The following is a 25,564-nucleotide window of genomic DNA, read 5'->3' as shown; positions in this document are numbered from 1 at the left end:
TCAGTGCAGAACCGCACCTACTGGTGGTTGAAGAATGTGGTCATCGGACCGTGGTTGTGGCTCTACAACCGGCCGTACGCCCGTGGCCTGGACAAGATCCCCGCCGAGGGGCCGGTGATCCTGGCGTCGAACCACCTCTCGGTGATGGACTCGCTGTATTTTCCCCTGCTGTCGAAACGGCAGCTGACGTTCCTCGCGAAGAAGGAGTACTTCACCACCCCGGGATTCGCGGGCGGCATCCAGAAGTGGTTCTTCTCCTCGGTGGGGCAGGTCCCCATCGACCGCAAGGACAAGGACTCCCAGGACGCGGCACTCGAGACAGCACTCCGTGTCCTGGAGAAGGGCGACCCGTTGGGCATGTACCCCGAGGGCACGCGGTCCCCTGACGGGCGCATGTACCGGGGCAAGACCGGGATGGCGCGTATTGCGCTGGCATCCGGGGTTCCCGTGTACCCGGTCGTGATGATCGACACGGAGAAGGCGAACGTCGCGAACTCCTGGCTCCTGCGCCCGCACCGGGTCGGTGTGGTCGTCGGCGACCCGATCGACCCCGCCGACTTCAGTCATATCGAGGACGACTACGCCCGTGCGCGGGCGCTGACCGACCACACGATGGAACGGTTGGCGGAGCTGTCCGGCCAGGAGTACGTCGACAGCGCCTACGCCGCTGACGTCAAGGAGTCGCTCGCCGCCGGCCGGGGGTACCCGGAGGGGACGGCTCCGGGGACGGGGAGGACGTTGGGGACGAAACCGCGTCCCCGCTTCCTCCGTTTCCGTCTCTGAGGGCATTCCGGCCGGCCGGCCTGAATGCCGCGGGGAGGACGGCGGCGACCCCGAGCCAGACGACGGCGACGACGACGTACTCGGAGCCCAGGATCTTCATCCACCAGGCCCAGTCCATCTCGGCGCCGTGCGCGGAGGGGAGGTAGACGTGCACCGGGAATGCGGTCGCCGTCAGGACGAGGAGAAGGGCCAGCACAGACAGGGGCACCGACCGCCGGGTCCACAGGGACACTCCGACGACCATCAGCATCGGCAGGAGCCAGACCCAGTGGTGTGCCCAGGACACCGGTGACACCAGCAGCGCCAGCAGTGCGTTGGTGCAGACCGCGGCCGTGAACGCTCCGGCGGCGATGAGCCGCAGCATGACCACGGCGACCACGACGACGGTCACCGCAGCCAGGAGGTACCACACGGTGGTCTGCAGCGGGTCGCCGGTGAACCGTGCCAGGAAGCCACGCAGCGACTGGTTGGCGGAGTACGCGAGTCCCCCGATCCGGGACGGGTCCCCGATGGTGTCGGTCCAGTACTGGCGTGAGTCACCGGGAAGGACCAGCCACGCGACCGCGGTGGCGCCGAGCCCGGAGACCACGCTGGTGGCGGCAGGCCCCCACTGCCGACGGAGAAGGAAGTACAGGCCGAACACGGCAGGGGTCAGCTTGAGCGCGGCGGCGATACCGACGAGCGTGCCACGGGGCCAGGGGGTGCGCGGCAGGAGAAGGTCGGCGGCGACCATGAGCATGAGCACGATGTTGATCTGGCCGAACTCCAGCGTGTGGGTGACCGGCCAGAGCCAGACCGCCAGGGGGAGGACGAGGAGGGCGGCGAGGACGAGCTGCCGTCGGTCCGGCCCCGGCCGTCCGGCGCCGGGTCGCTCGGCGGCGAGCGAGGACACGGCGATCATCACCGTGAGCGCCAGGCACAGCAGGCTCAGGACGGTGAACACCGCGTAGCCGACGGGGCTCGAGGCCAGGGCGAGTGGTGCGAAGACTATCGCCGAGAGCGGGGGGTAGGTGAAGGGCAGGGTGATGCCCTGTGCCGGGAAAGCCTGGGTGTACAGGCTGGCCCCGTCGAGGACCGCCCGGCCACCCGCCCGGTAGATGTCGTAGTCGAAATGGTAGGTGAAGGTGTTGTCACTGACGACGAACCGGAGGACGCCGACAGCGGTGACGGCGATGACGGCACCGATGTACCAGAGGGTGGCGGTACGCCGGCGGTGTGAGGGTGTGCTGCATTCTTCCACAGTCGTTGACTCTATATCAGGGCACACTCAATTGATTCTTCCGTGCCGATGGGGCACGCTGGAGTGCCGTGTCTGACACTTCCCGCACCCCACCCGTCGACACCCGCGCCGCCGACGAGACGAATCCGCCCGGCGACGCGGGAGCGTCAGTGCGTCCGACGCCGGGTCGGCTGCTGTGGGCGGACTGCGCCAAGGGCCTGTCCATCATCGGTGTCTGCTACATGCACGTGGTCACCGGTGTCCCCGGGGGCACCTCCACGTCCTGGAACTGGTTCAACGAGTTCATGGACCCGATCCGGATGCCGCTGTTCTTCGTGATCTCGGGGCTGTTCGCCCACCGGGTGATCGAACGGACGCTGGGCGATCTCTGGTACCGCCGGATCTGGTTCCTGCTGGTCCCCTACCTGGTCTTCACCCCGGTGCAGGCGGCGATCCGTCTGGACATGGCGGACGACCTGAGCTGGTTGTCGCTCGGACGCGCGGTCCTGCTGGGGGATCCGGGGATCTGGTTCCTCTACGCGCTGATGGTCTTCAACGTCCTGGCCTGCCTCCTGCGCAGACTTCCCCCGGGCGGAGCGGTCGCAGTGTCGTTCGTGCCGGCACTCGTCGTCGCCGCCGTGGGGTGGACGGCGTACCCGGAGATCACCCACATCACGCAGTACGCCCCGGCGTTCTTCCTGGGGCTGCATTTCCGGCACCTGTTCTTCCGTCTCTCCGCCTACGCCGGCAACCTCGTCGTCGTCGCCGGCTCGGTGGCGGTGTTCCTCGGGTGGGAGTGGATCTACTCGATGGCCGCCGACTACGTCCGGCCGGACGGCTGGTCCACGGGTGAGGCCTCGGTGATGAGCCTGCTCGCCCTGGTGCGGATCCTCACCGCCGTCCCGATGGGGATCCTCGTGGCGACGTGGCTGTCGCGGACGCCGGGTGTGTCCGGGGTGCTGGCGGCGATCGGCCGAAACACGTTGCCGATCTACGTCTCGCACCATGCCGCCCTGCACGTCATGACCAATGTCGTCGTGCCTGCCCTCATCAACGCCGACCCGACGGTGTGGGGTTTCCTGGACGGGACCAACGCTATGATCGTCACGGGCCTGCTGACCTGTGCGGTGACCGGCTTCGTCTTCTACCTCGTGGGGAAGACACCCGTGATCGGCTGGGTCCTGCATCCTCCGGCTCTGCCCCGACGGTCGGCCCGCAGGGGGAACGTCGACCGTGACCGCGACGGCGACCGTGTGGCCACCCGGGTCTAGACTGGTCACCCGTGCGATATTTCTACGACACCGAGTTCATTGAAGACGGCACCACCATCGACCTGGTGTCGATCGGTGTGGTGGCCGAGGACGGCCGGGAGTTCTACGCGGTCTCCACCGAGTTCAAGGAGCGTAAGGCCGGTGACTGGGTGCGACGTAACGTGTTGCCGCTACTGCCGCCGCGCAGTGATCCGGCGTGGATGTCGCGGGCCGAGATCCGCGCGCGTCTGTTCACGTTCCTCCTCCCGGGCCACCGGCAGGGGGACCGGCTGCCGCCGTCACGGCGTCCCGAGCTCTGGGCCTGGGTCGGGGCCTACGACCACGTGGCGCTCGCTCAGCTGTGGGGGGACATGACGCAGTTGCCCCAGGAACTGCCCCGGTTCACCCGTGAACTCAAGCAGCTGTGGGAGTCGGCGGGACGCCCGCAGCTCCCCGAGCCTCCGGAGCGGGCCCATGACGCGCTCGAGGACGCCAGGGCCAATCTGGTGAAGTACCGCCTGTCACGCTAGGGCAGTTCCAGGGCAGTTCACCATTCGGGCAGGGCGTCTCGTAAGATGACACGCATGGGTTGGACAATTGACGCACCTCTCGAAGAACTTCCTGATCTGCCGCCGCTGCCCGGCGACCTTGAACGGGTCTTTCAGGACACCATTGCACGCGATGCGCAGCAGCAGCCGTCGTGGGACCAGGGGCATGCCGACCGCGTGCGCAAGATCCTGGAGTCCGTGCCGCCGATCGTCGTGGCGCCGGAGATCCGCCGGCTGAAGGCACAGCTCGCCGACGTCGCTCAGGGCAAGGCGTTCCTGCTGCAGGGCGGTGACTGTGCGGAGACCTTCGAGTCCAACACCGAGCCGCACATCCGTGGCAACATCAAGACCCTCCTGCAGATGGCGGTCGTCCTGACCTACGGTGCCTCGACACCCGTGGTGAAGATGGCACGTATCGCCGGCCAGTACTCCAAGCCGCGGTCGGCCGACCGCGACTCCAACGGTCTGCTGAACTACCGCGGTGATCTCGTCAACGGGATCGGCGCGACCGAAGAGGAACGGCGGCACGATCCGTCGCGCATGGTGCGCGCCTACGCCAACTCCGGTGCCGCGATGAACCTGGTGCGTGCCCTGACCAGTTCGGGCACCGCTGACCTGGCCAAGCTCCACGAATGGAACCGTGAATTCGTCGCGAACTCCCGCGCCGGTGCCCGTTACGAGGCCCTGGCAGGGGAGATCGAACGTGGTCTGGAGTTCATGAGCGCCTGCGGCGTCTCCGACTCGACACTGCAGACGGCGAACATCTACTGCTCGCATGAGGCGCTGGTGCGCGACTACGAGCGCGCGATGCTGCGCCTGGCGCACGGGGAGGACGGAGAGGACGTGCTCTACAACCTCTCCGCCCACCAGATCTGGATCGGGGAGCGTACCCGTGGCCTCGAAGACTTCCACATCGCCTTCGCCGCGATGGTCGGCAACCCGGTCGGGGTGAAGATCGGCCCCACGACGACTCCGGAGGAGGCCGTCGCCTACGTCAAGAAACTCGACCCGCACAACGAGCCCGGGGCGCTGACCCTGATCACGCGGATGGGCTACGACAAGATCCGGGAGGTCCTGCCCCCGATCGTCGCAGCCGTGGAGGCCACCGGCCACAAGGTCATCTGGCAGTGCGACCCGATGCACGGCAACACCTACACGTCGTCGAACGGGTACAAGACCCGTGACTTCGACCGCATCATCGACGAGGTCCAGGGCTTCTTCGAGGTGCACCGGGCCGCAGGGTCGCACCCCGGTGGCGTGCACATCGAGTTCACCGGTGAGGATGTCACCGAGGTCGTCGGTGGTGCCCAGGACATCACCGACCTGGATCTGCCGTCGCGCTACGCCACGGTCGTCGATCCCCGCCTGAACACCCAGCAGGCACTCGAGCTGTCCTTCCTGGTGGCGGAGATGCTGCGGAAGTAGCAGCCGCCCCCGGTGCCCCCGTGCGGGGTCACAGGGTCCGGAGCGTCACCGTGTCCCCGACGGCGGCACGGCTGGTGGGCCCCGGGGACTGGGTGATGACCCGTCCGTCGTCCCTCCCGTCGACCGTGACGTCCAGGCCCTCGTCCTCGAGGGCCTGTCGTGCGCTGTCCACCGACCGTCCGATGACGAACGGCACCCGCACCATCGTCGACTCCTGCAGTGTGACGGTGGTGGAGGCGGAGGGGTCGACCCGGGTTCCTGCCGACGGCTGCTGCGCGGCGATGTCACCGCGGGACACCGAGGTGTCGGAGACACCGTCACCCGTGGTGGGGGACAGGCCCAGCTCGCGCAGTTCCGCGGCGGCCTCGTCGGCGCCCATCCCCTCCAGGTCGGGCACGGTGATCGCGTTGGACAGGACCAGCGTGACCGACGAGGACCCCGGGATCTCCTCACCGGCGTCGACGTCGGTGCCGATGGCGTCGCCGCCGTCGACGTCCTCGTCGAACCGGCGCTCGACGTCACCGACCTCGAGTCCGGCGGACTCGATGGCCCGGCGGGCCTGCTTCTCGGACATGCCCGCGACGTCCGGCACCCTGACCGGACGCGCGCCCTTGCTGACCTTCACGGTCACCTCGGTGCCCGTGTCCACGGTCTGGCCCGCCCGTGGCGACACCTCGGCGACGATCCCGGAGTCCACGTCGTCGGAGTAGACGGATTCACCGACCGTCCAGGTCAGCGTCCGGTCGGAGAGTTTGGCCTGGTAGGCGTTGAGGGTGTCGGTCGCCCCCGGTGCGGGAACGGTGGGGCGCCCCTGGGACACCAGCACGGCGACGTCGTCGCCGCGCACCACCCGCCGACCGGCGTCGGGGTCCGTCCCGGTGACGGTCTCCTCGGGCTCGTCGTCGGAGTAGATCTCACTGACGGTGGCGGTGAACCCCGCGGCTTCGACCGCGGCCCGTGCACTCGACACGTCCTGACCGACCACCTGCGGAATCTCACCGTAGCGTCCCGACGCCACCCACCAACCGGCGACGGCGACGGCGACGACCAGGACGGCCAGCAGGACACCCCAGACCAGCGTGGCGGCGCCCCCACGGTTCGTCAGCGGACGGGAGCGTCGCGGCACCGGGGGCGGCTCCTGCTCCGGTGCGGGCCGGGCGGTCTCCGGGGCCGGGGCCGGGGGGACCAGGTTCGTCTCGGCGGTGTGTGCCGCCGGGAGGTCTGCCCGGGTGTCGGATGTCCCGGCGGCGAACATGCTGGTGGCCATGGCGTCGTCGTCCCAGCTGAGCCGGTCGGAGACGACGGAGTCTTCCAGCGCACGGTGGACGGCGCTGACGGTCGGGGCGGGGACCTGGAAGTCGGGGAGGTCGAGGTTGCGTCGGGTGTCACGGACGGCGGCCAGGAAGCCGGCACCGTCGGCGAAGCGCTCCGTGGGGTGGTGCCGGGTGGCGCGGAGCACCAGGTCGTCGAGTTCCGGGGGGACACCGGCGATGAGCGACGACGGCGCCGGCACATCGTTGTCCAGGCGCATCAGGGCGGTCTCCTCCGGTGTGCTCCCGCGGAATGGGGTACGTCCGGTGAGCAGCTCGAACAGCAGGACACCGGCGGAGTAGACGTCCCCGCCGGGGCCGACGTGCCCGCCCCTGACCTGCTCTGGGGAGAGGTAGGCGGCCGTGCCGATGACCGGACCGCCGGAGGTGACGTCCCGGCGGGACGCCCGGACCAGGCCGAAGTCCGCGAGCTTGACCTGGTGGTCGTCGCGGATGAGGACGTTGTCGGGTTTGACGTCCCGGTGCACCATGCCCTCGTCGTGTGCGAGGGCGAGCGCCTCGAGGACGGGACCCATCACGGCCAGCGCGGCATGGGGCGGCATGGGGCCTCGTTCGCGGAGAAGTTCGCGCAGCGTCCCGCCGGGGACGAGTTCCATGACCAGGAAGACGTGGTCTCCGTCGGGCCGGTGGTCGACGCCCTGGTCGAAGACGTTGACCAGGCAGGGGTGGTTCAGTCGGGCGACGGCCCTGGCCTCGCGCTCGAAACGGGCCCGGAAGGCGGGCTCCCGGGCGAAACCGGGATCGAGGACCTTGGCGGCGAGATCGCGGTCCAGCCGGGTGTCCACACAGTGGTAGACCACCGACATTCCTCCGCGGGCGATCGTCTCACCGATGCGGTACCGGTTGTCCAGCAGGTCACCCGGTCGCAGCTGGGATTCCATGATGCGCGACCCGCCTCCTTTCATCTTTCGGCTTCCGGGGCAGTATACGGGGCGGTCCGGGGATCCGGCGACGACGGGATAGAATGGGTGCCGTGAGTACGCGAAACGACAACGACACAACCGACATCTCCGACGGCTCCCCCGGTGCCGTCGGCCGTGCACTGACGGCAGCGGTGGCGGGCCTCCCCGCCGGCGAGCGGGTCCTCAACGTCCCGGAGACCGCAGATCTGCTCGGCGTCCTGGTGACCCGGGTGATGGACGACCTCAACAGTCACCGACTGGTGGCGGTGCAGGTCGACGGGGTCCGTCAGATTCCCGCGCGGTTCTTCACCGAGGCCGGTGAGATCAACCGTTTCGTCCCCGGACTGGTCGCGCTCCTGGCGGACGGCGGGTACTCCGACGTCGAGATCCTGGAGTTCCTCTTCACCGAGGACGGGTCACTGCCGGGGCGCCCCGTCGACGCGCTCCACGGGCACCTCGCCCGGGAGGTCATGCGACGGGCCCAGGCCATGGCCATCGGCTGAGTTCCGCAGGCAGGCCGTGGCGACCCACCACATCGCCACGCCGACGACGACGAGCCACCACACCGAGTACAGGCGGTTGTTCCCGCCGCCGTCGAAGGTCATCGACAGCACCATCGACACCCAGGCGACGACGATCAGCGCCCGACGGTCGCGGACCCAGACCCCGAAGAGCGCCAGCGGTGCCATGTAGTACCACGGCAGGACGACAGCGTTGAGCACGCAGGTCACGGCGTAGGCGGCCGTGGCGCCGACCACGGCGTCCCGGGGGCCACGGCGCCAGATCAGCCAGCAGACGACCAGTCCGAGCAGCATCAGCGCCATGGTGACCGGGCGCAGCACCGCGACGATCTCGTTGAAGTAGATCTCCTCGGTGAACAGGCTCAGCGGGCGGACGAGGAGCCCGGCCAGCAACGACGCCAGCGACAGGGGGTTGATGACCTTGGTGTTGCCGCTGATCTCGGCGACCCAGCCCCACGTCTGGCCGCTGGCCCAGGTGATCACGGCGACGGAGGCCAGCATCACCGCGGCGGCACCGGGTCCACCGACGACCATCGTCACCAGGCGGGCCGGGCTGAACTGACGCATGTCCCGCAGCACCGCCCGGGCTCCGCGGCGGGGGCCGTCCTCGCCCGGCAGGGTACCGGCACGGCGGGCCACGAACATCCACACCAGGAACGGCAGCGCGAACAGGGCGGTGGCCTTCAACGCGACGCCGGCGCCGATCAGCGCCGAGCCGTAGACGAGTCCCCGGACAGGGGTGCCACGCAGCCCCAGCAGGAGTCCGGTGCACACCAGGGCCATCATGGTGACCTCGTTGTGCATGCCACCGATGAAGTGGATGACAGCCAGCGGGTTGACGACCCCGATCCAGACGGCGGTGTCGGGGGAGCCGCCGAGCTTCCGGGCCAGCCCTGCCACGGCCCACATCAGGACGGCGAGGCTGGCCAACGACAGGATCTTGTAGAGGATGATCCCGGCGGTGATGTTGTCTCCGGTGAGACGGGTGACACCCTCGCCGATCCACAGGTGGAGTGGTCCGTAGGGGGTGGTGGTGTTCCGCCAGTCCCCACTGACCTCGAAGAACATTCTTCCGGGGTTGGCGGAGGCGCCGACCTCGTAGGCGTTGAAGCCGTCGCGGGCCAGTGTGCCCTGCATCAGGTACGAGTAGATGTCCCTGCTCATCAGGGGGCCGGCGAAGAAGAGGGGGGCGACCCAGGCGAGGACCGGTCGTAGTCCGAGAGATTCGCCGAGTCGCACGACACGTCCGCCGACCACGATCCACGACAGGATCATCAGCAGGATGGCGATCCACATGACCACGACGATGATGCCGTAGAGGTGGCCGAACCCCAGGTTCGACCACCCCAGTGCCTGGAGCACACCACCGCGGTTACGTGTCGCCCCCACCGAATGGGAGCACAGCGCCAGCAGTACGGAGCCGAGGAGGCCGAGCAGGACGGCGCGCCGGCGTGGCATGTCGCGTACCCGGGTGGCGAGAGTGGTCAGCACGGCTCAGCTCCTCCGCTCGGTGAGTTGTTCGGCGACGGCGACCAGCTCGTCGGTCACGGAGGGGCCGAGGCCGCCGCTGCGCAGGGTGTCGACCGCCCGGTCGGTCAGGGCGCGGATGCGGGCGGTGGTGTCGGCGGCGGCCCCGGAGTCCACGATGACGGCCCGGAGTGCGTCGACCTCGGACTCGGAGGTCACCGTGCCGATGCCCGCCCGCAGCCGGGCTGCGGCGGCCGGGTCGGAGGCGTCGGCCGCGCGTAGCGCGGTCGCCGCCAGGTAGGTCCGTTTCCCGGAACGCAGGTCGTCACCGGAGGCCTTGCCGGTGACGACGGGATCACCGAACACCCCGAGGTAGTCGTCCTCCAACTGGAACGCGACGCCGATGTCCCGGCCGGCGGTACGCAGCATCCGTACCGTCTTCTCGGGCGCGTCGGCGAGGACGGCACCGAGATGCAGTGGCCGCTCGACCGTGTAGGCGGCGGTCTTGTAGGTGTTGACCTTGGCGGAGGCCTCGGGGTCCTCGGACCCGCTGGCCTCGACCGAGATGTCGAGCATCTGTCCGGCGATGACCTCGGTACGCATGGCGCGCCACGGCGCACGCGACCGACGGAGCGCCTCGGCGGACACCCCGGAGTCGGCGAGCATGTCGTCGGCCCAGGCGAAGGCCAGGTCACCGACGAGGATCGCCTGGCTGACCCCGTAGTCCCCGGCGTCGCCACGCCACCGGTCCCGCCGGTGGCGGGCCTCGAAGGAGCGGTGGACGGTGGGGCGACCACGACGGGTGTCGGAGTGGTCGATGATGTCGTCGTGGATCAGGGCGCAGGCCTGGATGAACTCCAGGGAGCTGACGGCGGTGACGAGGCTCTCTGCGTCTGTCGCGCTGTCGAGGGCCCCGCCCCCGCCCTCCAGGGCGGCACGGACACCGGCCCAGGCGAAGAGGGGGCGGAGCCTCTTCCCGCCGACGACGAACCCGGCGAGCTCGGTGATTCCCTGCGCGATGACCGGGTCGATGCCGTCGAACTCCGCGTGCCGTGCCGTGAGGAATTCGGTGAGTGCGGCGTCGACGACGGGGGGGACGGCAGTCAGCGGAGCATCGACCTGCCAGGTCGTCGTCGGGGCGGCATCGGCCATCGTGGGGTCCTCCGTTGCTGGGTGGGGGGGAAGCGGTGGGACGCCTCCGGTTCACCCCAATAGTAGGGACCGGTGACGGGAATGCGGACCTCGACCTGCCCGAGGCCCGGGGAGGTCTTCTAGGATGGTGTCCTATGGTCAATGAAATTCACCGCGACATCCACCGCCCCGCTCCGGCGAGCCTGCAGGTCGCCGTCGCCGACACCCTCAAGTGGGGGACGCCCGGACGCGTCCCCTTCTCGGTGGAGTTCATGCCCCCGCGCAACGATGCGGCAGAGCAGCGGCTCTGGTCGGCGGCCGAGGCTTTCCACGACCTCGGCGCGAGCTTCGTGTCCGTGACCTACGGGGCCGGCGGGTCGAGCAGGGAACGGACGGAGCGGGTGGCGTCACGGCTGGCGGTGAAGCCACTGACCACGCTGCTCCACCTGACACTCGTGGACCACCGGGAGGAGGAACTCCGCGACATCCTCCGGGAGTTCGCCGCGCTGGGACTGACCAACCTGCTGGCTCTGCGGGGCGACCCCCCGGGGGACCCGATGGGGGACTGGGCCCCGGTCGACGGCGGGCTGAACTTCGCCCACGAGTTGATCGACCTCGCCCGGTCGATGCCGGAATGCGCCGACTTCGACATCGGTATCGCGTCGTTCCCGGAGGGGCACTACCGCGCCGGGAGTCTGGAGGACGACACCCGGTACACCCTGCAGAAGCTGCGGGCGGGTGCCAGTTACTCGATCACCCAGATGTTCTTCGACGTCGAGCACTACCTCCGTCTGCGTGACCGGTTGGCCGCCGCAGACCCGGTGCACGGTGCGAAGCCGATCATCCCCGGGCTGATGCCGATCACGTCGTTGAAGTCGGTGCGCCGCCAGCTCGAACTCTCGGGCGCCTCGCTGCCGGGGGATCTCGACGCCCTGTTGACCCGCGTCGCGGACGGGGACGAGGTGAAGAATGCCGCGTCGATCCGAGAGGCGGGTATCGAGGTGACCTCGGCGATGGCGGAGCGTCTCATCGCCGAAGGTGCTCCCGACCTGCACTTCATGACGATGAACAATGTGCGTGCGACCCAGGAGGTGCTCCACAATCTCGGGATGGCACCGGCGTGGGGGCCCGAGTTGGGTCAGGACATGGTGCGTTGACGGTCGAGCGCCAGGATTCCGAACGGGCGGGGGTCGGACCCGAACCGGAAACCGCGTAGGACGTCCTGGAACCCACTGGCGCGGTAGAGGGACCATGCGGCGTTCGACTCGCCGGCGACCTCCGGTGTGGAGAGCATTGCGACGGGCCGGTGGAGGTGGGGCAGCAGGGCACTCAGCATGTGTCGGCCGATGCCGTGCCCCTGGTAGTCGGGGTGGACGTGGACCTCGGAGATCTCGTCGTAGTCGGCGAGCCGGGCGTCGGCGGCGTCTGCGGTGAGGCCCGAGGAAAGCAGGCCACGACGGACCTCCCGGTACCACCAGCTGTCACGGTCGCCGGGGAATCCGTAGGCGACGCCGACGGCATGGTGCAGCGAACTGCCGGGGTCCGGCGTCGACCGTGGGGGGTGTGTCAAGGCGACCACACAGCTGAACCCCTCCTTTCCGGCGTTGGAGAGCCACAGCTGCCGGCGGGGGAGGAAGGTCTCCGGCGGATAGCCCATCGCCCGCAGATGGATGTCGACAAGCTGGTCGATGCGGCGCACGTAGTCCCGGACGGAGATGCTGCACACGCTGATGTGGTGGTCGTCGGTCACGCCGCCCATTGTCCCAAACGGGACGGCGGTCCTCGCCCGAATGATCAAACTCGAATGTATGTTCGATGATTTGGCACCAGGGGTATACCGTGTCCGGAGTCGCCCGTAGGTTGAGGGCATCGCCCGGGACGAACCGGGGACAGGACGATGGAGGAGGTGGTCATGGTGCAGGGAGTCACCGGGAGTGTCACCGGGATGAGCAGGTCGCGCAGGGGCGGCGCCGTTCCGCCGGAGACCTTCGTGATCGAGGCGGAGCGGCTGCTTGAGCTCAGCCGCACGGACCTCCTCCGTGAGGAGCGGTTGACGTGGGCGTACCGTGCGGCGCTGCGGGCTGCCGGGGCGGTCATCCAGTTCGCGAGGAAGAAGCGCCGGAGGTTGCCGCCGGGAAGTGCGTGGGAGAAGGTGCGCGCCCTCGCGGCGGACGACGAGATGCAGGGGTGGTGCGGACGCTTCGCTCCCCATGCCCGGCTCGTGGCCCAGGTGGAGATGGGGCTGGTCCCGGACCTGCGGGAGGAGAAGGTGAGTGAGGTTTACCAGGATGCCTGTGACTTCCTGGACGCCGTGAGGGGACGGGTCGGTTACCTGCCCGAGGTGGCGTGACGGGGCGGTGCTGCGCTGGGGTAGACTCGGGGCATCAGCACGGAACTTTCTCCGTCCGTCGTGCGTTGACACGGTAGAGACGGAACATCCGGTAAATATCGACACCCGACACCTCAGGGGAGGACGATCGTGGCACTTTCGGAACAGGAACGGCGCATGCTGCAGGAGATCGAGCAGGCGCTGATTGCCGACGACCCCAACCTTGCCAGGCAGGCCGCCGGAGACGGCCCGGTCGGCGGTGGCTTCAGCATCGGAATCCGCTCGGTGGCGGTGTTTCTCCTCGGTGTGTGCCTCCTCATCGCCGGGATCGCACTGTCGCAGAACAGCCTCTGGTTCGTCGCCCTCGGGGTCGTCGGATTCCTCGTGATGTTCGGTGGGGGACTACTGGCGTTCCGAGGTGGCGGATCGTCCGGTTCCGGGGCGCGCAAGGCCGGGTCCGCCTCCGGCAAGCCCGGAACTGACCCGAAGGGCGGCGGCGTCGCCGACCGTATGGAAGACAGCTTCCGCAAGCGTTTCGAATAGTTCCCCGGTCGCTGTCACCCGTCGGTGACAGCGTCACGGCCCCACGGGCGGGCACCGATCACTGATCGGTGCCCGCCCGTTTTCGTATGCCCCACAACGCCCCACCTTGCCCTCCCGTCCCTCGGGAGACGTCGTGTCAGGGGGCGGATCGCTGTCCCGGGGCGATGTCTGCGATTATGGACCCCCACCTTCCCCCACCGTGATCCAATTCGCATATTTACAGGTCAGAGTGTTTTTGTCGGCGCTCCTCCTGCGTGGTGCTGCAACGCAATGCGGCTTATGTCGCCTTATGTGACGGATGGGCTAGTCACTGTGGTTGAAAGTGGGGTACTGTGGGGCGCACTGGGGCAGACTGGTCCCGGGACAACTTCACAGAGAACGCATACGGCAACAACGTCTCAGCTGACCGGGCGACCGGGGAAAGGGGCCGAGCATGTTCTTCGGCACCTTCACCCCGAAGCTCGACGACAAGGGTCGGTTGACCTTGCCCGCCAAGTTCCGCGAGCAGTTGGCGGACGGGCTCGTCGTCGTCAACGGCCAGGACCACAGCCTCGCTGTCCACACCCGGGCGGAGTTCCAGGTGAGGGCGGCAAAGGCGGCGGCCGCGTCGCGGGCGAACCCGCAGGCGAGGGCATACGTCAGAAACCTGGCGGCGAGTGCCGACGAGCAGGAGCTCGACAAGCAGGGGAGGATCACCCTCTCCGCCGGGCACCGCGGCTACGCAGGCCTGAACAAGGACTGCGTCGTCATCGGCTCCGTCGACTTCATCGAGATCTGGGACGCTGCGGCCTGGGAGTCGTACCTGAACGAGCACGAGTCGACGTTCGCCGACGGTGACGACGCCTCTCTCGAGGGGATCCTCTGACCGCTGCCGTGACCAGCCGTATGCCCCGTGACGCCGGTGGGACTGTGTGCCGGCCCTCATCTGCGCGGACGACCTTGCTTTGATGTACTTCCCCGACATCAAACCGGGCCCGTGCAGGTGAGGCCCCGTGTACAGTCCCGGCGGCGTTGCGATGACCACGTGAAGTGAACAGGACCGGACAACCGCCCCTGAGGAAAGGACCACCCCGATGACCGTCGCCGATGACGACAGGAACGCACGCGTCGCTGGCGAGCACGGACACGTTCCGGTCATGCGTGACCGGATGGTGGAGCTCGTCGGTGAGGGAGTGAACTCACCCGGAGCGCCGCCGACCCCCGTCATCGTCGACGGGACGCTGGGAGCGGGCGGGCACACCGAGGTCTTCCTCGAGAGCTTCCCCCAGGCAGTGGTCGTCGGACTCGACCGGGACCCCGCCGCCCTGGCCCAGGCCCAGGAGCGGCTCGCCCGTTTCGGTGACCGTTTCCTCGCCCACCGCACCCGCTTCGACGGACTCGGAGCCGCGCTCGACGGCCTGGTGGACCAGGGGGCGCTCCCGGACTCCGTCCGTGAGACCGGCGTCTCCGGGTACCTCTTCGACCTCGGCGTGTCGTCGATGCAGCTCGACCAGGCGGACCGCGGGTTCGCCTATTCCCAGGACGCGCCGTTGGACATGAGGATGGACCCGGACCTGCCGACCACGGCGGCGGACATCCTCAACAACTACGCCCACGGAGACCTCGCCCGGATCCTCAAGACCTACGGCGACGAGCGGTTCGCCGGGAAGATCGCCTCGGCGGTTCTGCGCGAGCGGGAGTCCGAGCCGTTCACCACCTCGGGACGTCTCGTGGAACTGCTCTACCGGACGATCCCGGCAGCCTCGCGACGCACCGGCGGCCACCCGGCGAAGCGTACCTTCCAGGCGCTACGCGTGGAGGTCAACGCGGAACTGGACTCCCTGGCCGCCGTCATCCCCGAGGCGACCGCACGCCTGCACGTCGGAGGGGTGGCGGTGTTCATGAGCTACCAGTCCCTGGAGGACCGCATCGTCAAGAAGGCACTCACCGACCTGACGGCGGACCACACCCCACCGGGACTGCCGGTCGCGTTGCCCGAGTACGCGCCGGACTTCGACCTCGTCACCCGGGGTTCGGAGAAGGCCTCCGAGACGGAGATCGAGCAGAACTCCCGGGCGGCACCGGTCCGGGTCCGGGCCATCCGCCGTATCCAGCAGAGACACCGAGACGCACAGCGAGGAACCAGATGAGCACCGCCACCGCAGCCCGTCAGCGCACCCGCCAGCGAGACCGACAGATCGCCGGGGCGACCGGACACGACGGTCGGGCGGCGGGCGCCGCCGGACCGGCCCCCCGGGTCCGGGAACGTCAGCGGACCCACGCCAGCCCGGCCCGACGCAGGGGATCGCGTCAGCAGGTCACCGTGCGGGGCCGCCGTATCGCCGTGCCGACGGCGGCGGAACGCTCCGTCGTACGGACGTGGGTCGTCCTGCTCGCCCTCTTCGTCGCCGGTGTGGCGTTCGCGATGTTCCTCTCGGGGAAGACGACCGAACAGTCGTTCCAGCTCTCCGAGGCGGAGTCGACGAGCACGACCCTCTCGAATGAGCTCGAGTCGCTGCACCGTGATGTCGCGGATGCGTCCTCCACGCAGCGTATCGCCGCAGAGGCGTCGCGACTAGGCATGGTCGTGCCCGGCCAGGCGGGCGTGCTCGACGTCAACGGTGACGACGTCAACGAGGTCCGCGCGGCGGACCCCGGGTCGACACTGCCGGTCACCGACATCAACGGCGAAGTCAGGTCGCAGCGCCCGACCAGCGACCCCGAGGCGACCGGGCAGGTGCCGGGACTGGCCCCGCAGGCCCTCGACAACGGTGACCGTGACACCGCAGGTCGCACCGGGGACGACCGGGCGGGCGCGTCCGGCGGGGCCGACTCGACCGGCGAACTCCCGTACTGAGGACACGGTTCCACCGAGACACGCCCCCGTCCAATGCCCCGGGTGTGGTGCCCGTGCGACGACAATGGACGGGATGACCCGGTCGGCCCATGCCGGAGGGGTACAGACCATGCGGTGACTATCGTGGAAGGGAGAGGTCACATTGGCCGAGGACAGGGACCGAAGGCGGGACGCCGGACGTGACCCCGGACCTCAGCGACCCTCGCGCCCGTCGCGACCGTCGTCCCGTCCTTCGCGCTCGGGGGTCCCGGGCAACTCCTGGCAGACCCTCGACATCGGTGCCACCAGTTTCGGCAGGCGGGGAGCGGCTGTCCTCGTCATCGTCGTCGTCCTCGTGTTGGCGCTGCTGCTCCGGTTGACCTGGGTGCAGCTGGTCAAGGGGCCGGAACTGTCCGCGATGGCCAGTGAACAGCGCACCGCGGTGATCACCGAACCAGCCCACCGCGGCAGCATCGTCGACCGGAACGGTCAGCGGCTCTCGTACACGATGGAGGCGCGGTCGCTGTCGGTGAACCCCCACCTGCTGGAGTCCTTCATGGAGGACCGTCACGACCTCGACCCGGACGGCGTCGCGGCACCCGAGGAGCGGATCGACGAGATCGCCGAGGGGCTGCCCGAGCTGCTCAACGAGTCCGACGACAACGACGACAGCTCCGACGGGGTGAAGGCCGACGACATCCGGGACAAGCTCACCTCGGACTCGACCTACGAGGTGCTGGTCCGCGACGTCGACCCGGACGTCGCCGAGAAGGTGTCGGAGGAGTTCCCGGAGATCACCGTGGAGCGCCAGGACATCCGCCAGTACCCCAACGGAGCCGTAGCCCAGAACGTCATCGGCAAGATCAGCCGGGACAACGAAGGCCAGTTCGGGCTGGAGCTGTCCCAGGACTCCCGTCTGCAGGGGACGAACGGGTCACGCACCGTCGACGTCGGCGCCAACGGTCTGGCCATCCCCGGGTCGACCCGCGACCGGCACCCGGCCGTCGACGGCGACGCCTACGAGCTGACCCTGGACCTGGAGGCGCAGACGTACATCCAGCAGCTGGTGCAGCAGGCCAAGGACAGGTCCGGCGCGGAGTCCGCCTCCGCCGTCGTCCTTGACGCGACGAGTGGGGAGGTGGTGTCGATGGCGACGTCGGACACCATCAACCCGCAGGGCAACATCGACCGGCAGCTCGAGGACGGCAAGGTCTTCGGCAACCGGGTGGTGCAGGACGCCTACGAACCGGGATCCGTGGCCAAGGTCATCACGGCCGCGGCCGCCATCGAGGACGGCAGGACCACACCGGACGAGGTGCTGCAGGTCCCGGGCAGCATCGACATGTCCGGGGTCACCGTCAAGGACGCGTGGGACCACGGTGTGGTCCCGTACACCACCACGGGAATCTTCGGGAAGTCGTCCAACGTCGGCACCCTGATGCTGGCGGACCGGGTCGGTGAGGAGAGCTTCTGGGACTACGTGCAGAAGTTCGGCATCGGTCAGGCGACGGACCTGGGCCTGCCCAGCGAGACCAGCGGTTATGTCCCGGACCTCTCGCAGTGGTCCGGCGGTACGTTCGCCAACCTGCCGATCGGGCAGGGGATGTCGATGAGCCTGCTGCAGATGGCCAGCATCTACCAGGCTCTGGCCAATGACGGCGTCCGGGTCACTCCGAGCATCATCAAGTCCGTGACCGACGCCGCCGGCAACGACGTCCCCCAGGACGCCCCGGAGGAGGTGGAGGTGGTCTCCCCGGAGACGGCACGGACCGTGGTGGACATGTTCCGGGCGGTCAACCAGTCCGACCCGACGGGCGTCCAGCAGGGGACCGCCCCCACGGCGGGCATCGAGGGCTACCAGACCAGTGGAAAGACCGGCACCGCCCAGCAGATCGACCCGGAGACCAGGGCGTACTCGAACTCCGACTACTGGATCACCTACGCCGGTATAGCGCCGGCGGACGACCCACGCTTCGTCGTCGCGATCATGCTCGACGACCCGGAGCGCGGGACCGACGGCAGCGGCGGGCAGTCCGCCGCCCCGTTGTTCCGGGACATCACGTCCTGGCTGCTCGACCACTACAATGTGCCGCTCTCCCCGGAGGCCGCACCCCGACTGACGCTGGAGGCGCAGTGAGCGTGAACCCACCCACCCTGGCCGCACTCGCGGACCTGACCGGAGGACGCCTCGTCACCGTCGGCGAGTCGTCCGACCCCGAGGCGGCGGGACACCTGCGCGTGCCTGACGCCTCGATCGACGCACGGTCGGTGGCCGACGGCGGCATGTTCATGGCGGTGCCCGGGACGCGGGCGCACGGCGCGTCGTTCGCCGGGCAGTCGGCGGGCAGCTGCGTGCTCACCGACGAGGACGGGCTGACCGTGCTCCGCGACGCAGCGGTGTCCACCGTCGTGCTCGTCGTCGACGACTGCCGTGCCTGGCTCGGCCCGGTCGCGGCCGAGATCCACGGACACCCGTCCCGCGCGATGACGGTGATCGGGATCACCGGCACCAGCGGGAAGACGACGACGTCCTACATGGTCGAGCGCATGCTGCTCGACGACCACAGTGTCGGGCTGATCGGTACCACCGGGACGAGGATCAACGGCCGGTCGGTCCCGACCTCCCTCACGACACCGGAGGCCCCGACGCTGCAGCGGCTGTTCGCCCGCATGCGCGACGAGGGCGTGACACACGTGGTGATGGAGGTCTCCTCGCACGCACTGGTGATGGGGCGGGTACGCGGCGTCGACTTCGACGTCGCCGGATTCACGAACCTCAGCCAGGACCACCTCGACTTCCATCCGACGATGGAGGACTACTTCGAGGCGAAGTCACTCCTCTTCACCGTGCCGCAGGACCCCGGCAGCGACCTCCCCGCCGCCGTCGTGTGCGTCGACGACGGCTGGGGCCGCACACTCGCCGCGACAGTGGGCGACGCCACGACGGTGACGACCACCGGCGTCACCCCGGCGTCCTGGTCGGTCGACGCCGTCGAGATCGGCACCGACGGGATGCAGCACGTGACGGTGACGCAACCGGGGGGGACCCGACAGCCGGTCAGCTTCCCTCTCTCCCTGCCGGGCGTGTTCAACGTCGCCAACGCCGTTGTGGCGCTGGCCTGCGTCCGGGCGGCGGGCACCGGGGTGGACGCCGTGGCACCCAGGCTCGGAGACGTCCACGTCCCCGGACGGATGCAGACGGTGACCGTCGGGGACGGGGCGTCGCGCCCCTCGCAGGAGTTCCTCGCGCTGGTCGACTACGCCCACAAGCCGGGCGCCGTCGCCGCCGCACTGTCGACGCTGGTCGACCAGCTGGAGCGTGCCGGCCACGGCGGACGCGTCGGTGTGGTGCTCGGGGCCGGGGGCAACCGCGACCACGAGAAGCGCCCGTTGATGGGCGCCGAGGCGGCCAAGGTCGCCGACCTCGTGATCGTCACCGACGACAACCCGAGGGACGAGGACCCGGCCACCATCCGGGCCGAGGTCCTCGCCGGCGCCCGGGACATCGCGGACACCCGCGGCGTCGACCTGCGCGAGATCGGTGACAGGGCCGACGCGATCAGGGCTTCAGTCGCCTGGGCCCGCCGGGGAGATATCGTCATAGTCGCCGGCAAGGGCCACGAGACCGGGCAGATCGTCGGGGACACCGTCCTCGAGTTCGATGACGTGGCAGTACTGGAACAAGCACTCAGGGACCGACAGGACGGACAGGAACCGACACGATGATTGAGATGACAAGCGGCACCATCGCCGAGGTCACCGGCGGGCACCTCGTCGACGGTGCCACGGCGGAGACGGTCGTGACCGGGCCCGTCGAGTTCGACTCGCGACGGATCACCCCGGGCAGCGTCTTCATGGCGCTGCCCGGTGAACGCGTCGACGGGCACGACTTCGTCCCCGGGGCACTGCGTGACGGCGCCGCGCTGGCCATGGTCGGACGTCCCGTCGGCGAACCCTCCCTGCTGTGCGGGGCCGTCGCTGAACCGGCCGACACCGACGCCGGAGCTGCGCAACGCAACGCCGCCTACCTCGACCACGATCCCGACGGCGTCGGTGAGCGGGTGCTCACCGCCGTCGGACGTCTGGCCCGCTACAACACCGACACCCTGGTCGCCGAGGAGGAACTCACCGTGGTCGGTGTGACCGGTTCGGCGGGAAAGACCTCCACCAAGGACCTCCTCGGCGCCGTCCTCACCCGGGCGGGGGAGACGGTGGCGCCCCCCGGCAGTTTCAACAACGAGATCGGCCACCCCTACACCGCCCTCAAGGCCGGGCGCAGCACCCGGTTCCTCGTCGCCGAGATGTCGGCCCGCGGCCAGGGGCACATCGCCCACCTGGCCCGTATCGCCCCGCCACGGGTCGGTGTCGTGCTCAACGTCGGTACCGCCCACCTGGGGGAGTTCGGGTCCCGGGAGGCGATCGCCCGGGCCAAGGGCGAACTCGTCGAGTCGCTCCCGTCCGCGGAGGACGGAGGCGTCGCGGTCCTCAACGCCGACGACGACTTCGTCGCGGCGATGCAGTCACGCACCGACGCGCGTGTCGTGCGCTTCGCGGTGACGGAGGCCGGGCGTGCGACGGCCGACTACCACGCCACGGACATCACCCTCGACGAGGTGGCCCGTGCCACGTTCACGATGCACCACCCCCACGGAGAGCCGGTGCAGGTCACGCTCGGGGTCTTCGGGGCCCACCAGGTGTCCAACGCGCTGGCGGCGGCGGCCGTCGGCATGGAGTGCGGTCTCGACGCAGCCACCGTCGCCGGGGCCCTCAACAGTCATGTCGCCGCCAGTGAGAACCGGATGGACGTGCGGACCCGCGCGGACGGCGTCACCGTGATCAACGACACCTACAACGCGAACCCGGACTCGATGCGTGCCGGTATCGACGCGCTGGCCTACACCGCGTCCGGTCGGCCCGACGTGCAGAGCTGGGCCGTGCTCGGACAGATGGGCGAACTGGGTGACGGGGCCCGTGACGAACACGCCCGCCTGGGGGAGGTCCTCGCCCAGCGGCGTATCGGTAACGCCGTCATCGTCGGCAACGGTGTCAACCAGAGTGCCCTGGCGGAGGCCGCTGAGGCCCACGGCGTCTCCGTGCGTCAGGTCGAGAACGCCGACGCCGCCGTCAACTACCTCGACCTCAGCGTCGAGCCCAATGATGTCGTCCTGGTCAAGGCGTCCTACGCCGACGGCCTGTGGAGTGTCGCCGAGGGTCTGTTCGTCGGCGAAGAAGAGAGCAGGTAACTGAAGCCATGACCCAGATCATCGTCGCCGCCCTCGTGGCGTTCTTCGTCTCGATCTTCCTGACCCCGGTGCTGATCAGGCGCTTTTCGGCGGAAGGTATCGGTCAGGAGATCCGGGAGGAGGGACTGAAGTCCCACCTGCGTAAACGCGGCACACCCACCATGGGCGGTATCGCGATCCTCGCCGGCATCACCGCCGGTTACGTGGTCGCCGTCCTGGTGGGCCTGATCACCAACGGCACGGGTCCGGGTGTCTCGGGCTGGCTCGTCCTCGGGCTGACGCTCGCACTCGGCGGCCTCGGGTTCGCCGACGACTACATCAAGGTCGTCAAGGGCCGGAACCTGGGACTCAACGCCAAGGCGAAGCTCGCCGGGCAGCTGGTCACGGCACTGGTCTTCGGTGTCCTGGTGCTGCAGTTCCCCAACGCCGACGGGCTGAAGCCCGCCTCCACGAAGCTGTCGTTCACCCGCGACATCAACACACTCGACCTGGCGGTCGGCGGCGCGGTCATCGGCACGGTCCTCTTCCTCATCTTCATCTACCTGGTGATCTCCGCCTGGTCGAACGCGGTCAACCTCACCGACGGCCTCGACGGCCTGGCCTCCGGGGTCACCGCGATGGTGCTGTCGGCGTACGTCGTCATCACCTTCTGGCAGTTCCGCAACTCCTGCTCCGGTGCCGCTGAAGCGGGGTGCTACGCGGTGCGCGATCCGCTGGACCTCTCGATGCTCGCCGCCGCCGGTCTGGGCGGGTGTGTCGGGTTCCTGTGGTGGAACGCCGCTCCGGCGAAGATCTTCATGGGTGACACCGGGTCGCTGGCCCTCGGCGGTCTCGTCGCCGGCCTGTCGATCGCCTCGCGGACCGAGCTGCTGATGATCATCGTCGGCCTGCTGTTCGTCATGGAGGCCGCCAGCGTGGTCATCCAGGTCGTGTCCTTCAAGTCCACCGGGCGCCGTGTCTTCCGCATGGCACCGTTCCACCACCACTTCGAGGCGGGAGGCTGGGCGGAGACCACGGTCACCGTCCGGTTCTGGCTGCTGTCGGCGCTGTTCGCCGTCGTCGGCGTGGCGGTGTTCTACTCCGAGTGGCTGAGTAACTCGCCGCTCTGACCGAGACAGCCCGACCAACCCCTCCACTAACCCCACGACAGGAGAGCGATCACATGGTGAACCAGGTCATCGACGCGATGCGAGGCGGGAACGTCCTCGTCGCAGGCGCCGGTGTGGCCGGTGCAGGGGTCGCCCGAATGTTGGGTGACCTGGAGTGCACGGTGACGGTCGCCGACGACAACGTCGCCGCCGGTACCGCGCTCGGGGCAGAGACCGGCGCACGCGCCGTGGACGTCGCCGGGGCGCTGACACAGCTCGGGGACGGACGCGTCGACCTCGTCGTCGTCTCCCCGGGGTGGCGTCCGGACGGCCCCGTCCCCGCCGCGGCCGTCGCCGCCGGGGTCCCCGTCATCGGTGACGTCGAGGCCGCGTGGCTGGCCGACCGTGCGGAGTTGTTCGGTGCTCCGAGGCAGTGGCTGGCAGTCACCGGGACGAACGGCAAGACCACGACGACCGCCATGCTCGATGCGATCCTGCAGGCGGACGGGCGGCGGTCCCTGGCCGTCGGCAACATCGGCACACCTCCCGGCGACGCGCTGCGTGCCGAACCGCGGGTGGACGTCCTGGCGGCGGAGGTGTCGAGTTTCCAGCTCCACTGGGCGCCGTCCTTCGCGCCGGACGCCGGGTGCGTGCTCAACCTCGCGGAGGACCACCTGGACTGGCACGGCAACTTTGACAACTACGTCGCAGACAAGATGCGTGCCTTGACCGGACAGGTCGCGGTGATCGCCGCGGATGACCCGGTGGTCAGCGCGCGTGCGGCGGGCGTCACCGGACGGCGACGGGCGTTCACCACCGGCGACCCCGCCGGACTGGCGGGCGACGTCGTCACCGGTGTGCGCGAAGGCAGGATCATCGAGGTGGACACGATCACCGGTCAGACCACCGTGCTCGCCGTGACGGAGGGGTTGTCCCCGCCCGGCCCGGCCGGGGTGGCCGACGCCGCCGCCGCTGCCGCCCTCGCCCGCAGCATCGGGGTGTCCGCGTCGGCCGTGGCCGACGCGTTGGCGGGCTTCCGGGTGCAGGCGCACCGCGGTCAGGTCGTGGCGGACACCGGCGGCGTGCGGTGGGTGGACAACTCCAAGGCCACGAACCCCCACGCGGCCTCCGCCGCCCTGCGCGGACTGGAGCGGGTCGTCTGGGTCGCCGGAGGTCAGCTCAAGGGAGCCGCCGTCGACGAGCTCGTCGACGACGTGGCCCCGGGCCTGCGTGCCGCGGTGCTGCTGGGCGTGGACCGGCATGTCCTCGCCGCAGCACTGGCGGCCCGGGTCCCGGACCTTCCGGTGACCGTCGTCGACGAGACGGAGCCGGTCGCCGCCATGGCGGCGGTCGTCGCGGCGGCACGCGCGGTCGCGGCACCGGGCGACACCGTCGTCCTGGCGCCGGCGGCGGCCTCGCTGGACATGTACCCGGGGATGTCGCGGCGCGGTGACCTATTCGCGCAGTTCGCGGGAGAGGACGCCGACCGATGACGGTGCAGGAGGGAGCCGGACGCACGGACTCCCCGTGGCGCGGACTCGGTGAGAAGTTCCGCCGCGTGCTGGACACCCCGCAGTTCAACTACAAGGTCATCATGAGCGTGACCGCCATCCTCGTCGTCATCGGTCTGACGATGGTGCTGTCCTCGTCGATGGTCTCCTCGATCGACAGCGACACCGGTGTCTTCGGTGAGTTCATGAAGCAGGCGGTCGTCGTGGCCGCCGGTCTCGTCGGCATGTGGTTCTTCCTCCGGATCACACCGAACACCGTGCGGAACCTGTCGTTGGTCTTCCTCGGCATCTCGGTGGTGCTGCTGATCCTGGTCCTGATCCCCGGCATCGGTGTCGGTGGCACCGAGGTGGGGTCGAACTCGTGGATTCGCTTCGCCGGTATCGGCATCCAGCCCTCCGAGGTCGCCAAGTTCTCCCTGGCGGTCTGGGGTGCGGCCGTCGTCGCCGCGCGGTCGCGCGTCAGCAGCGCGGCCCGCTTCGTGCTGAACCCGTTCCTCATCGTCGCCGCGGTGATCCTGGGACTGGTGCTGCTGCAGGACGACCTGGGCATGATGCTGTCGCTGGCCGCCGTGGTGGCGGCGATGCTGTTCTTCGCCGGCGTCAGCACCACCGCCCTGTTGGCGGTGCTCGCTGTCGCCGGTGTCGCCGGTGTGATCTTCAGCCTGCAGCACGCGTTCCGTAGCGCGCGGTTCAGCTCGTGGACCGAGACGTTCACCCTGAGTTTCGACGAGGCGACGTCGCGGGGGGCCACCTTCCAGTCCCGGCAGGGCATCCTGTCACTCTCGGACGGCGGCCTCCTGGGGCAGGGACTCGGCCAGTCGCGGGCGAAGTGGCTGTATCTCCCCGAGGCGGCCAACGACTTCGTCTTCGCCATCCTCGGTGAGGAACTGGGCCTGCTGGGTGCGGGTCTGGTCGTCGTCCTCTTCGGGGTGCTCGCCTGGTTCGGCATCCGCACCGCCATGGCGCAGAACGACCCCTTCCTGCGCCTGCTCGCCGCGGCGCTGACGATGGGTATCACGGTGCAGGCCTTCTACAACATGGGCTACGTCGTCGGGCTGTTCCCGATGACCGGTGTCCAGCTCCCGTTGATCTCGGCCGGTGGATCCTCGGCGGTGGTGACCCTGGCCTCCCTCGGCCTCCTGGCGAACATCGCCCGGCATGAGCCGGCCACGGTCTCGTCCATGCAGCACGAGGGACGACCTCTGATCGACCGCATCCTGTTCCTGCCCGAGCCGGAGCCGTACACACCGGGCCAGGAGCGTCGCGAACGCGTCCGCGAGCAGCCGAGGCGGTACGGTGAACCGGTGACCCGACGGCGTCAGCCGCCGCCGGGGGAGCCCCGCCAGCGGGCCGGCAGGTTCGACCCGCCCGGGGACACCCGCCACCGTGGAGCCAGGGAGCCACTCCCGGAACCCCGGCACCGTACCAGTCAGCATTCCAACCGCAGGAGGCGTTGAG

The 25,564-nt window shown here is 69.3% G+C and carries 22 protein-coding genes; 17 read left to right on the top strand and 5 right to left on the bottom strand.

What is annotated here, in order from left to right; translation table 11 throughout:
- Positions 1-3: 3 nt before the first annotated feature.
- Positions 4-783, top strand: a complete 780-nt coding sequence (locus tag PQI66_RS03990) for a lysophospholipid acyltransferase family protein (protein WP_339996227.1) — start codon at positions 4-6, stop codon at positions 781-783.
- Here PQI66_RS03990 and PQI66_RS03985 read toward each other — a convergent pair.
- On the bottom strand, positions 674-2,023 hold the full coding sequence (locus tag PQI66_RS03985; protein WP_339996226.1) for a glycosyltransferase 87 family protein: 1,350 nt from the start codon (positions 2,021-2,023) through the stop codon (positions 674-676). The genes PQI66_RS03990 and PQI66_RS03985 overlap by 110 nt on opposite strands.
- A 68-nt stretch (positions 2,024-2,091) precedes the next feature.
- Here PQI66_RS03985 and PQI66_RS03980 point away from each other — a divergent pair, with 68 nt between their 5' ends.
- Genes PQI66_RS03980 through PQI66_RS03970 form a run of 3 tightly spaced genes read left to right on the top strand, consistent with a single transcriptional unit; the run spans position 2,092 to position 5,225 of the window.
- Positions 2,092-3,273: an acyltransferase family protein gene (locus PQI66_RS03980; protein WP_339996225.1), complete on the top strand. Its 1,182-nt coding sequence runs from the start codon at positions 2,092-2,094 to the stop codon at positions 3,271-3,273.
- Positions 3,274-3,284: 11 nt separating this feature from the next.
- On the top strand, positions 3,285-3,782 hold the full coding sequence (locus tag PQI66_RS03975; RefSeq protein WP_339996224.1) for a polyadenylate-specific 3'-exoribonuclease AS: 498 nt from the start codon (positions 3,285-3,287) through the stop codon (positions 3,780-3,782).
- A 54-nt stretch (positions 3,783-3,836) separates the two neighbouring features.
- Complete coding sequence (locus tag PQI66_RS03970; RefSeq protein ID WP_339996222.1) at positions 3,837-5,225, top strand: class II 3-deoxy-7-phosphoheptulonate synthase; 1,389 nt, start codon at positions 3,837-3,839, stop codon at positions 5,223-5,225.
- 28 nt (positions 5,226-5,253) lie between these two features.
- On the opposite strand, the gene pknB is transcribed toward PQI66_RS03970, so the two are convergent.
- Positions 5,254-7,437 (bottom strand): Stk1 family PASTA domain-containing Ser/Thr kinase, encoded by a 2,184-nt coding sequence (pknB, locus tag PQI66_RS03965; RefSeq protein WP_339996220.1) that lies wholly within the window; start codon positions 7,435-7,437, stop codon positions 5,254-5,256.
- A gap of 83 nt (positions 7,438-7,520) precedes the next feature.
- Here pknB and PQI66_RS03960 point away from each other — a divergent pair, with 83 nt between their 5' ends.
- A complete protein-coding gene (locus PQI66_RS03960) occupies positions 7,521-7,961 on the top strand; it encodes an Rv2175c family DNA-binding protein (RefSeq protein WP_339996219.1) in 441 nt (146 codons plus the stop codon).
- Here PQI66_RS03960 and PQI66_RS03955 read toward each other — a convergent pair.
- Positions 7,875-9,470: an alpha-(1->6)-mannopyranosyltransferase A gene (locus tag PQI66_RS03955; protein ID WP_339996218.1), complete on the bottom strand. Its 1,596-nt coding sequence runs from the start codon at positions 9,468-9,470 to the stop codon at positions 7,875-7,877. The two genes, PQI66_RS03960 and PQI66_RS03955, sit on opposite strands and share 87 nt — an antisense overlap.
- Before the next feature lie 3 nt (positions 9,471-9,473).
- On the bottom strand, positions 9,474-10,598 hold the full coding sequence (locus tag PQI66_RS03950) for a polyprenyl synthetase family protein (RefSeq protein ID WP_339996217.1): 1,125 nt from the start codon (positions 10,596-10,598) through the stop codon (positions 9,474-9,476).
- 134 nt (positions 10,599-10,732) lie between these two features.
- Between PQI66_RS03950 and PQI66_RS03945 the strand changes: the two genes are divergently transcribed.
- Positions 10,733-11,734 (top strand): methylenetetrahydrofolate reductase, encoded by a 1,002-nt coding sequence (locus PQI66_RS03945; protein WP_339996216.1) that lies wholly within the window; start codon positions 10,733-10,735, stop codon positions 11,732-11,734.
- On the opposite strand, the gene PQI66_RS03940 is transcribed toward PQI66_RS03945, so the two are convergent.
- Entirely contained in the window at positions 11,716-12,336 is a 621-nt protein-coding gene (locus tag PQI66_RS03940; RefSeq protein ID WP_445227994.1) for a GNAT family N-acetyltransferase, read from the bottom strand. The two genes, PQI66_RS03945 and PQI66_RS03940, sit on opposite strands and share 19 nt — an antisense overlap.
- 153 nt (positions 12,337-12,489) lie before the next feature.
- Here PQI66_RS03940 and PQI66_RS03935 point away from each other — a divergent pair, with 153 nt between their 5' ends.
- From PQI66_RS03935 to PQI66_RS03885, 11 genes are all read left to right on the top strand, one after another.
- A complete protein-coding gene (locus PQI66_RS03935; protein ID WP_339996213.1) occupies positions 12,490-12,927 on the top strand; it encodes an SAV_6107 family HEPN domain-containing protein in 438 nt (145 codons plus the stop codon).
- Positions 12,928-13,056: 129 nt separating this feature from the next.
- Positions 13,057-13,449, top strand: a complete 393-nt coding sequence (locus tag PQI66_RS03930) for a DUF3040 domain-containing protein (protein ID WP_339996211.1) — start codon at positions 13,057-13,059, stop codon at positions 13,447-13,449.
- A 433-nt stretch (positions 13,450-13,882) separates the two neighbouring features.
- Entirely contained in the window at positions 13,883-14,314 is a 432-nt protein-coding gene (mraZ, locus tag PQI66_RS03925; RefSeq protein WP_339996210.1) for a division/cell wall cluster transcriptional repressor MraZ, read from the top strand.
- 208 nt (positions 14,315-14,522) lie between these two features.
- On the top strand, positions 14,523-15,578 hold the full coding sequence (gene rsmH, locus PQI66_RS03920; RefSeq protein ID WP_339996208.1) for a 16S rRNA (cytosine(1402)-N(4))-methyltransferase RsmH: 1,056 nt from the start codon (positions 14,523-14,525) through the stop codon (positions 15,576-15,578).
- The gene (locus PQI66_RS03915) at positions 15,575-16,285 is read left to right on the top strand and encodes a hypothetical protein (protein ID WP_339996206.1); all 711 of its coding nucleotides are present in this window, start codon (positions 15,575-15,577) and stop codon (positions 16,283-16,285) included. The genes rsmH and PQI66_RS03915 overlap by 4 nt, the downstream gene beginning before the upstream one ends.
- Positions 16,286-16,559: 274 nt before the next feature.
- Positions 16,560-18,401, top strand: coding sequence for a peptidoglycan D,D-transpeptidase FtsI family protein (locus PQI66_RS03910; protein WP_339996797.1), 1,842 nt, complete (start codon positions 16,560-16,562; stop codon positions 18,399-18,401).
- Positions 18,398-19,990: a UDP-N-acetylmuramoyl-L-alanyl-D-glutamate--2,6-diaminopimelate ligase gene (locus tag PQI66_RS03905; protein ID WP_445227993.1), complete on the top strand. Its 1,593-nt coding sequence runs from the start codon at positions 18,398-18,400 to the stop codon at positions 19,988-19,990. Before PQI66_RS03910 ends, PQI66_RS03905 begins: the two co-directional genes overlap by 4 nt.
- Positions 19,987-21,507, top strand: coding sequence for a UDP-N-acetylmuramoyl-tripeptide--D-alanyl-D-alanine ligase (locus PQI66_RS03900; RefSeq protein ID WP_339996203.1), 1,521 nt, complete (start codon positions 19,987-19,989; stop codon positions 21,505-21,507). Before PQI66_RS03905 ends, PQI66_RS03900 begins: the two co-directional genes overlap by 4 nt.
- An 8-nt stretch (positions 21,508-21,515) precedes the next feature.
- A complete protein-coding gene (gene mraY / locus PQI66_RS03895; protein WP_339996201.1) occupies positions 21,516-22,616 on the top strand; it encodes a phospho-N-acetylmuramoyl-pentapeptide-transferase in 1,101 nt (366 codons plus the stop codon).
- A gap of 53 nt (positions 22,617-22,669) precedes the next feature.
- On the top strand, positions 22,670-24,088 hold the full coding sequence (murD, locus tag PQI66_RS03890) for a UDP-N-acetylmuramoyl-L-alanine--D-glutamate ligase (RefSeq protein ID WP_339996199.1): 1,419 nt from the start codon (positions 22,670-22,672) through the stop codon (positions 24,086-24,088).
- Positions 24,085-25,563, top strand: a complete 1,479-nt coding sequence (locus PQI66_RS03885) for a peptidoglycan glycosyltransferase FtsW (RefSeq protein ID WP_339996197.1) — start codon at positions 24,085-24,087, stop codon at positions 25,561-25,563. The genes murD and PQI66_RS03885 overlap by 4 nt, the downstream gene beginning before the upstream one ends.
- Position 25,564 lies beyond the last annotated feature (1 nt).

It is taken from the genome of Corynebacterium sp. USCH3, assembly GCF_037619475.1.
Taxonomy (GTDB): Bacteria; Actinomycetota; Actinomycetes; order Mycobacteriales; family Mycobacteriaceae; genus Corynebacterium.
This window is presented reverse-complemented; position numbering and strand designations above follow the sequence as displayed.

What these genes read in the sequence shown, in the direction of transcription:
- PQI66_RS03960 (WP_339996219.1), top strand. Translation starts at nt 7,521, where the DNA reads ATGGGTGCCGTGAGTACGCGAAACGACAACGACACAACCGACATCTCC.
- mraZ (WP_339996210.1), top strand. Translation starts at nt 13,883, where the DNA reads ATGTTCTTCGGCACCTTCACCCCGAAGCTCGACGACAAGGGTCGGTTG.
- pknB (WP_339996220.1), bottom strand. Translation starts at nt 7,437, where the DNA reads ATGGAATCCCAGCTGCGACCGGGTGACCTGCTGGACAACCGGTACCGC.
- mraY (WP_339996201.1), top strand. Translation starts at nt 21,516, where the DNA reads ATGACCCAGATCATCGTCGCCGCCCTCGTGGCGTTCTTCGTCTCGATC.
- PQI66_RS03950 (WP_339996217.1), bottom strand. Translation starts at nt 10,598, where the DNA reads ATGGCCGATGCCGCCCCGACGACGACCTGGCAGGTCGATGCTCCGCTG.
- PQI66_RS03915 (WP_339996206.1), top strand. Translation starts at nt 15,575, where the DNA reads ATGAGCACCGCCACCGCAGCCCGTCAGCGCACCCGCCAGCGAGACCGA.
- PQI66_RS03885 (WP_339996197.1), top strand. Translation starts at nt 24,085, where the DNA reads ATGACGGTGCAGGAGGGAGCCGGACGCACGGACTCCCCGTGGCGCGGA.
- PQI66_RS03940 (WP_445227994.1), bottom strand. Translation starts at nt 12,336, where the DNA reads ATGGGCGGCGTGACCGACGACCACCACATCAGCGTGTGCAGCATCTCC.
- murD (WP_339996199.1), top strand. Translation starts at nt 22,670, where the DNA reads ATGGTGAACCAGGTCATCGACGCGATGCGAGGCGGGAACGTCCTCGTC.
- PQI66_RS03970 (WP_339996222.1), top strand. Translation starts at nt 3,837, where the DNA reads ATGGGTTGGACAATTGACGCACCTCTCGAAGAACTTCCTGATCTGCCG.
- PQI66_RS03945 (WP_339996216.1), top strand. Translation starts at nt 10,733, where the DNA reads ATGGTCAATGAAATTCACCGCGACATCCACCGCCCCGCTCCGGCGAGC.
- PQI66_RS03900 (WP_339996203.1), top strand. Translation starts at nt 19,987, where the DNA reads ATGATTGAGATGACAAGCGGCACCATCGCCGAGGTCACCGGCGGGCAC.
- PQI66_RS03935 (WP_339996213.1), top strand. Translation starts at nt 12,490, where the DNA reads ATGGTGCAGGGAGTCACCGGGAGTGTCACCGGGATGAGCAGGTCGCGC.
- rsmH (WP_339996208.1), top strand. Translation starts at nt 14,523, where the DNA reads ATGACCGTCGCCGATGACGACAGGAACGCACGCGTCGCTGGCGAGCAC.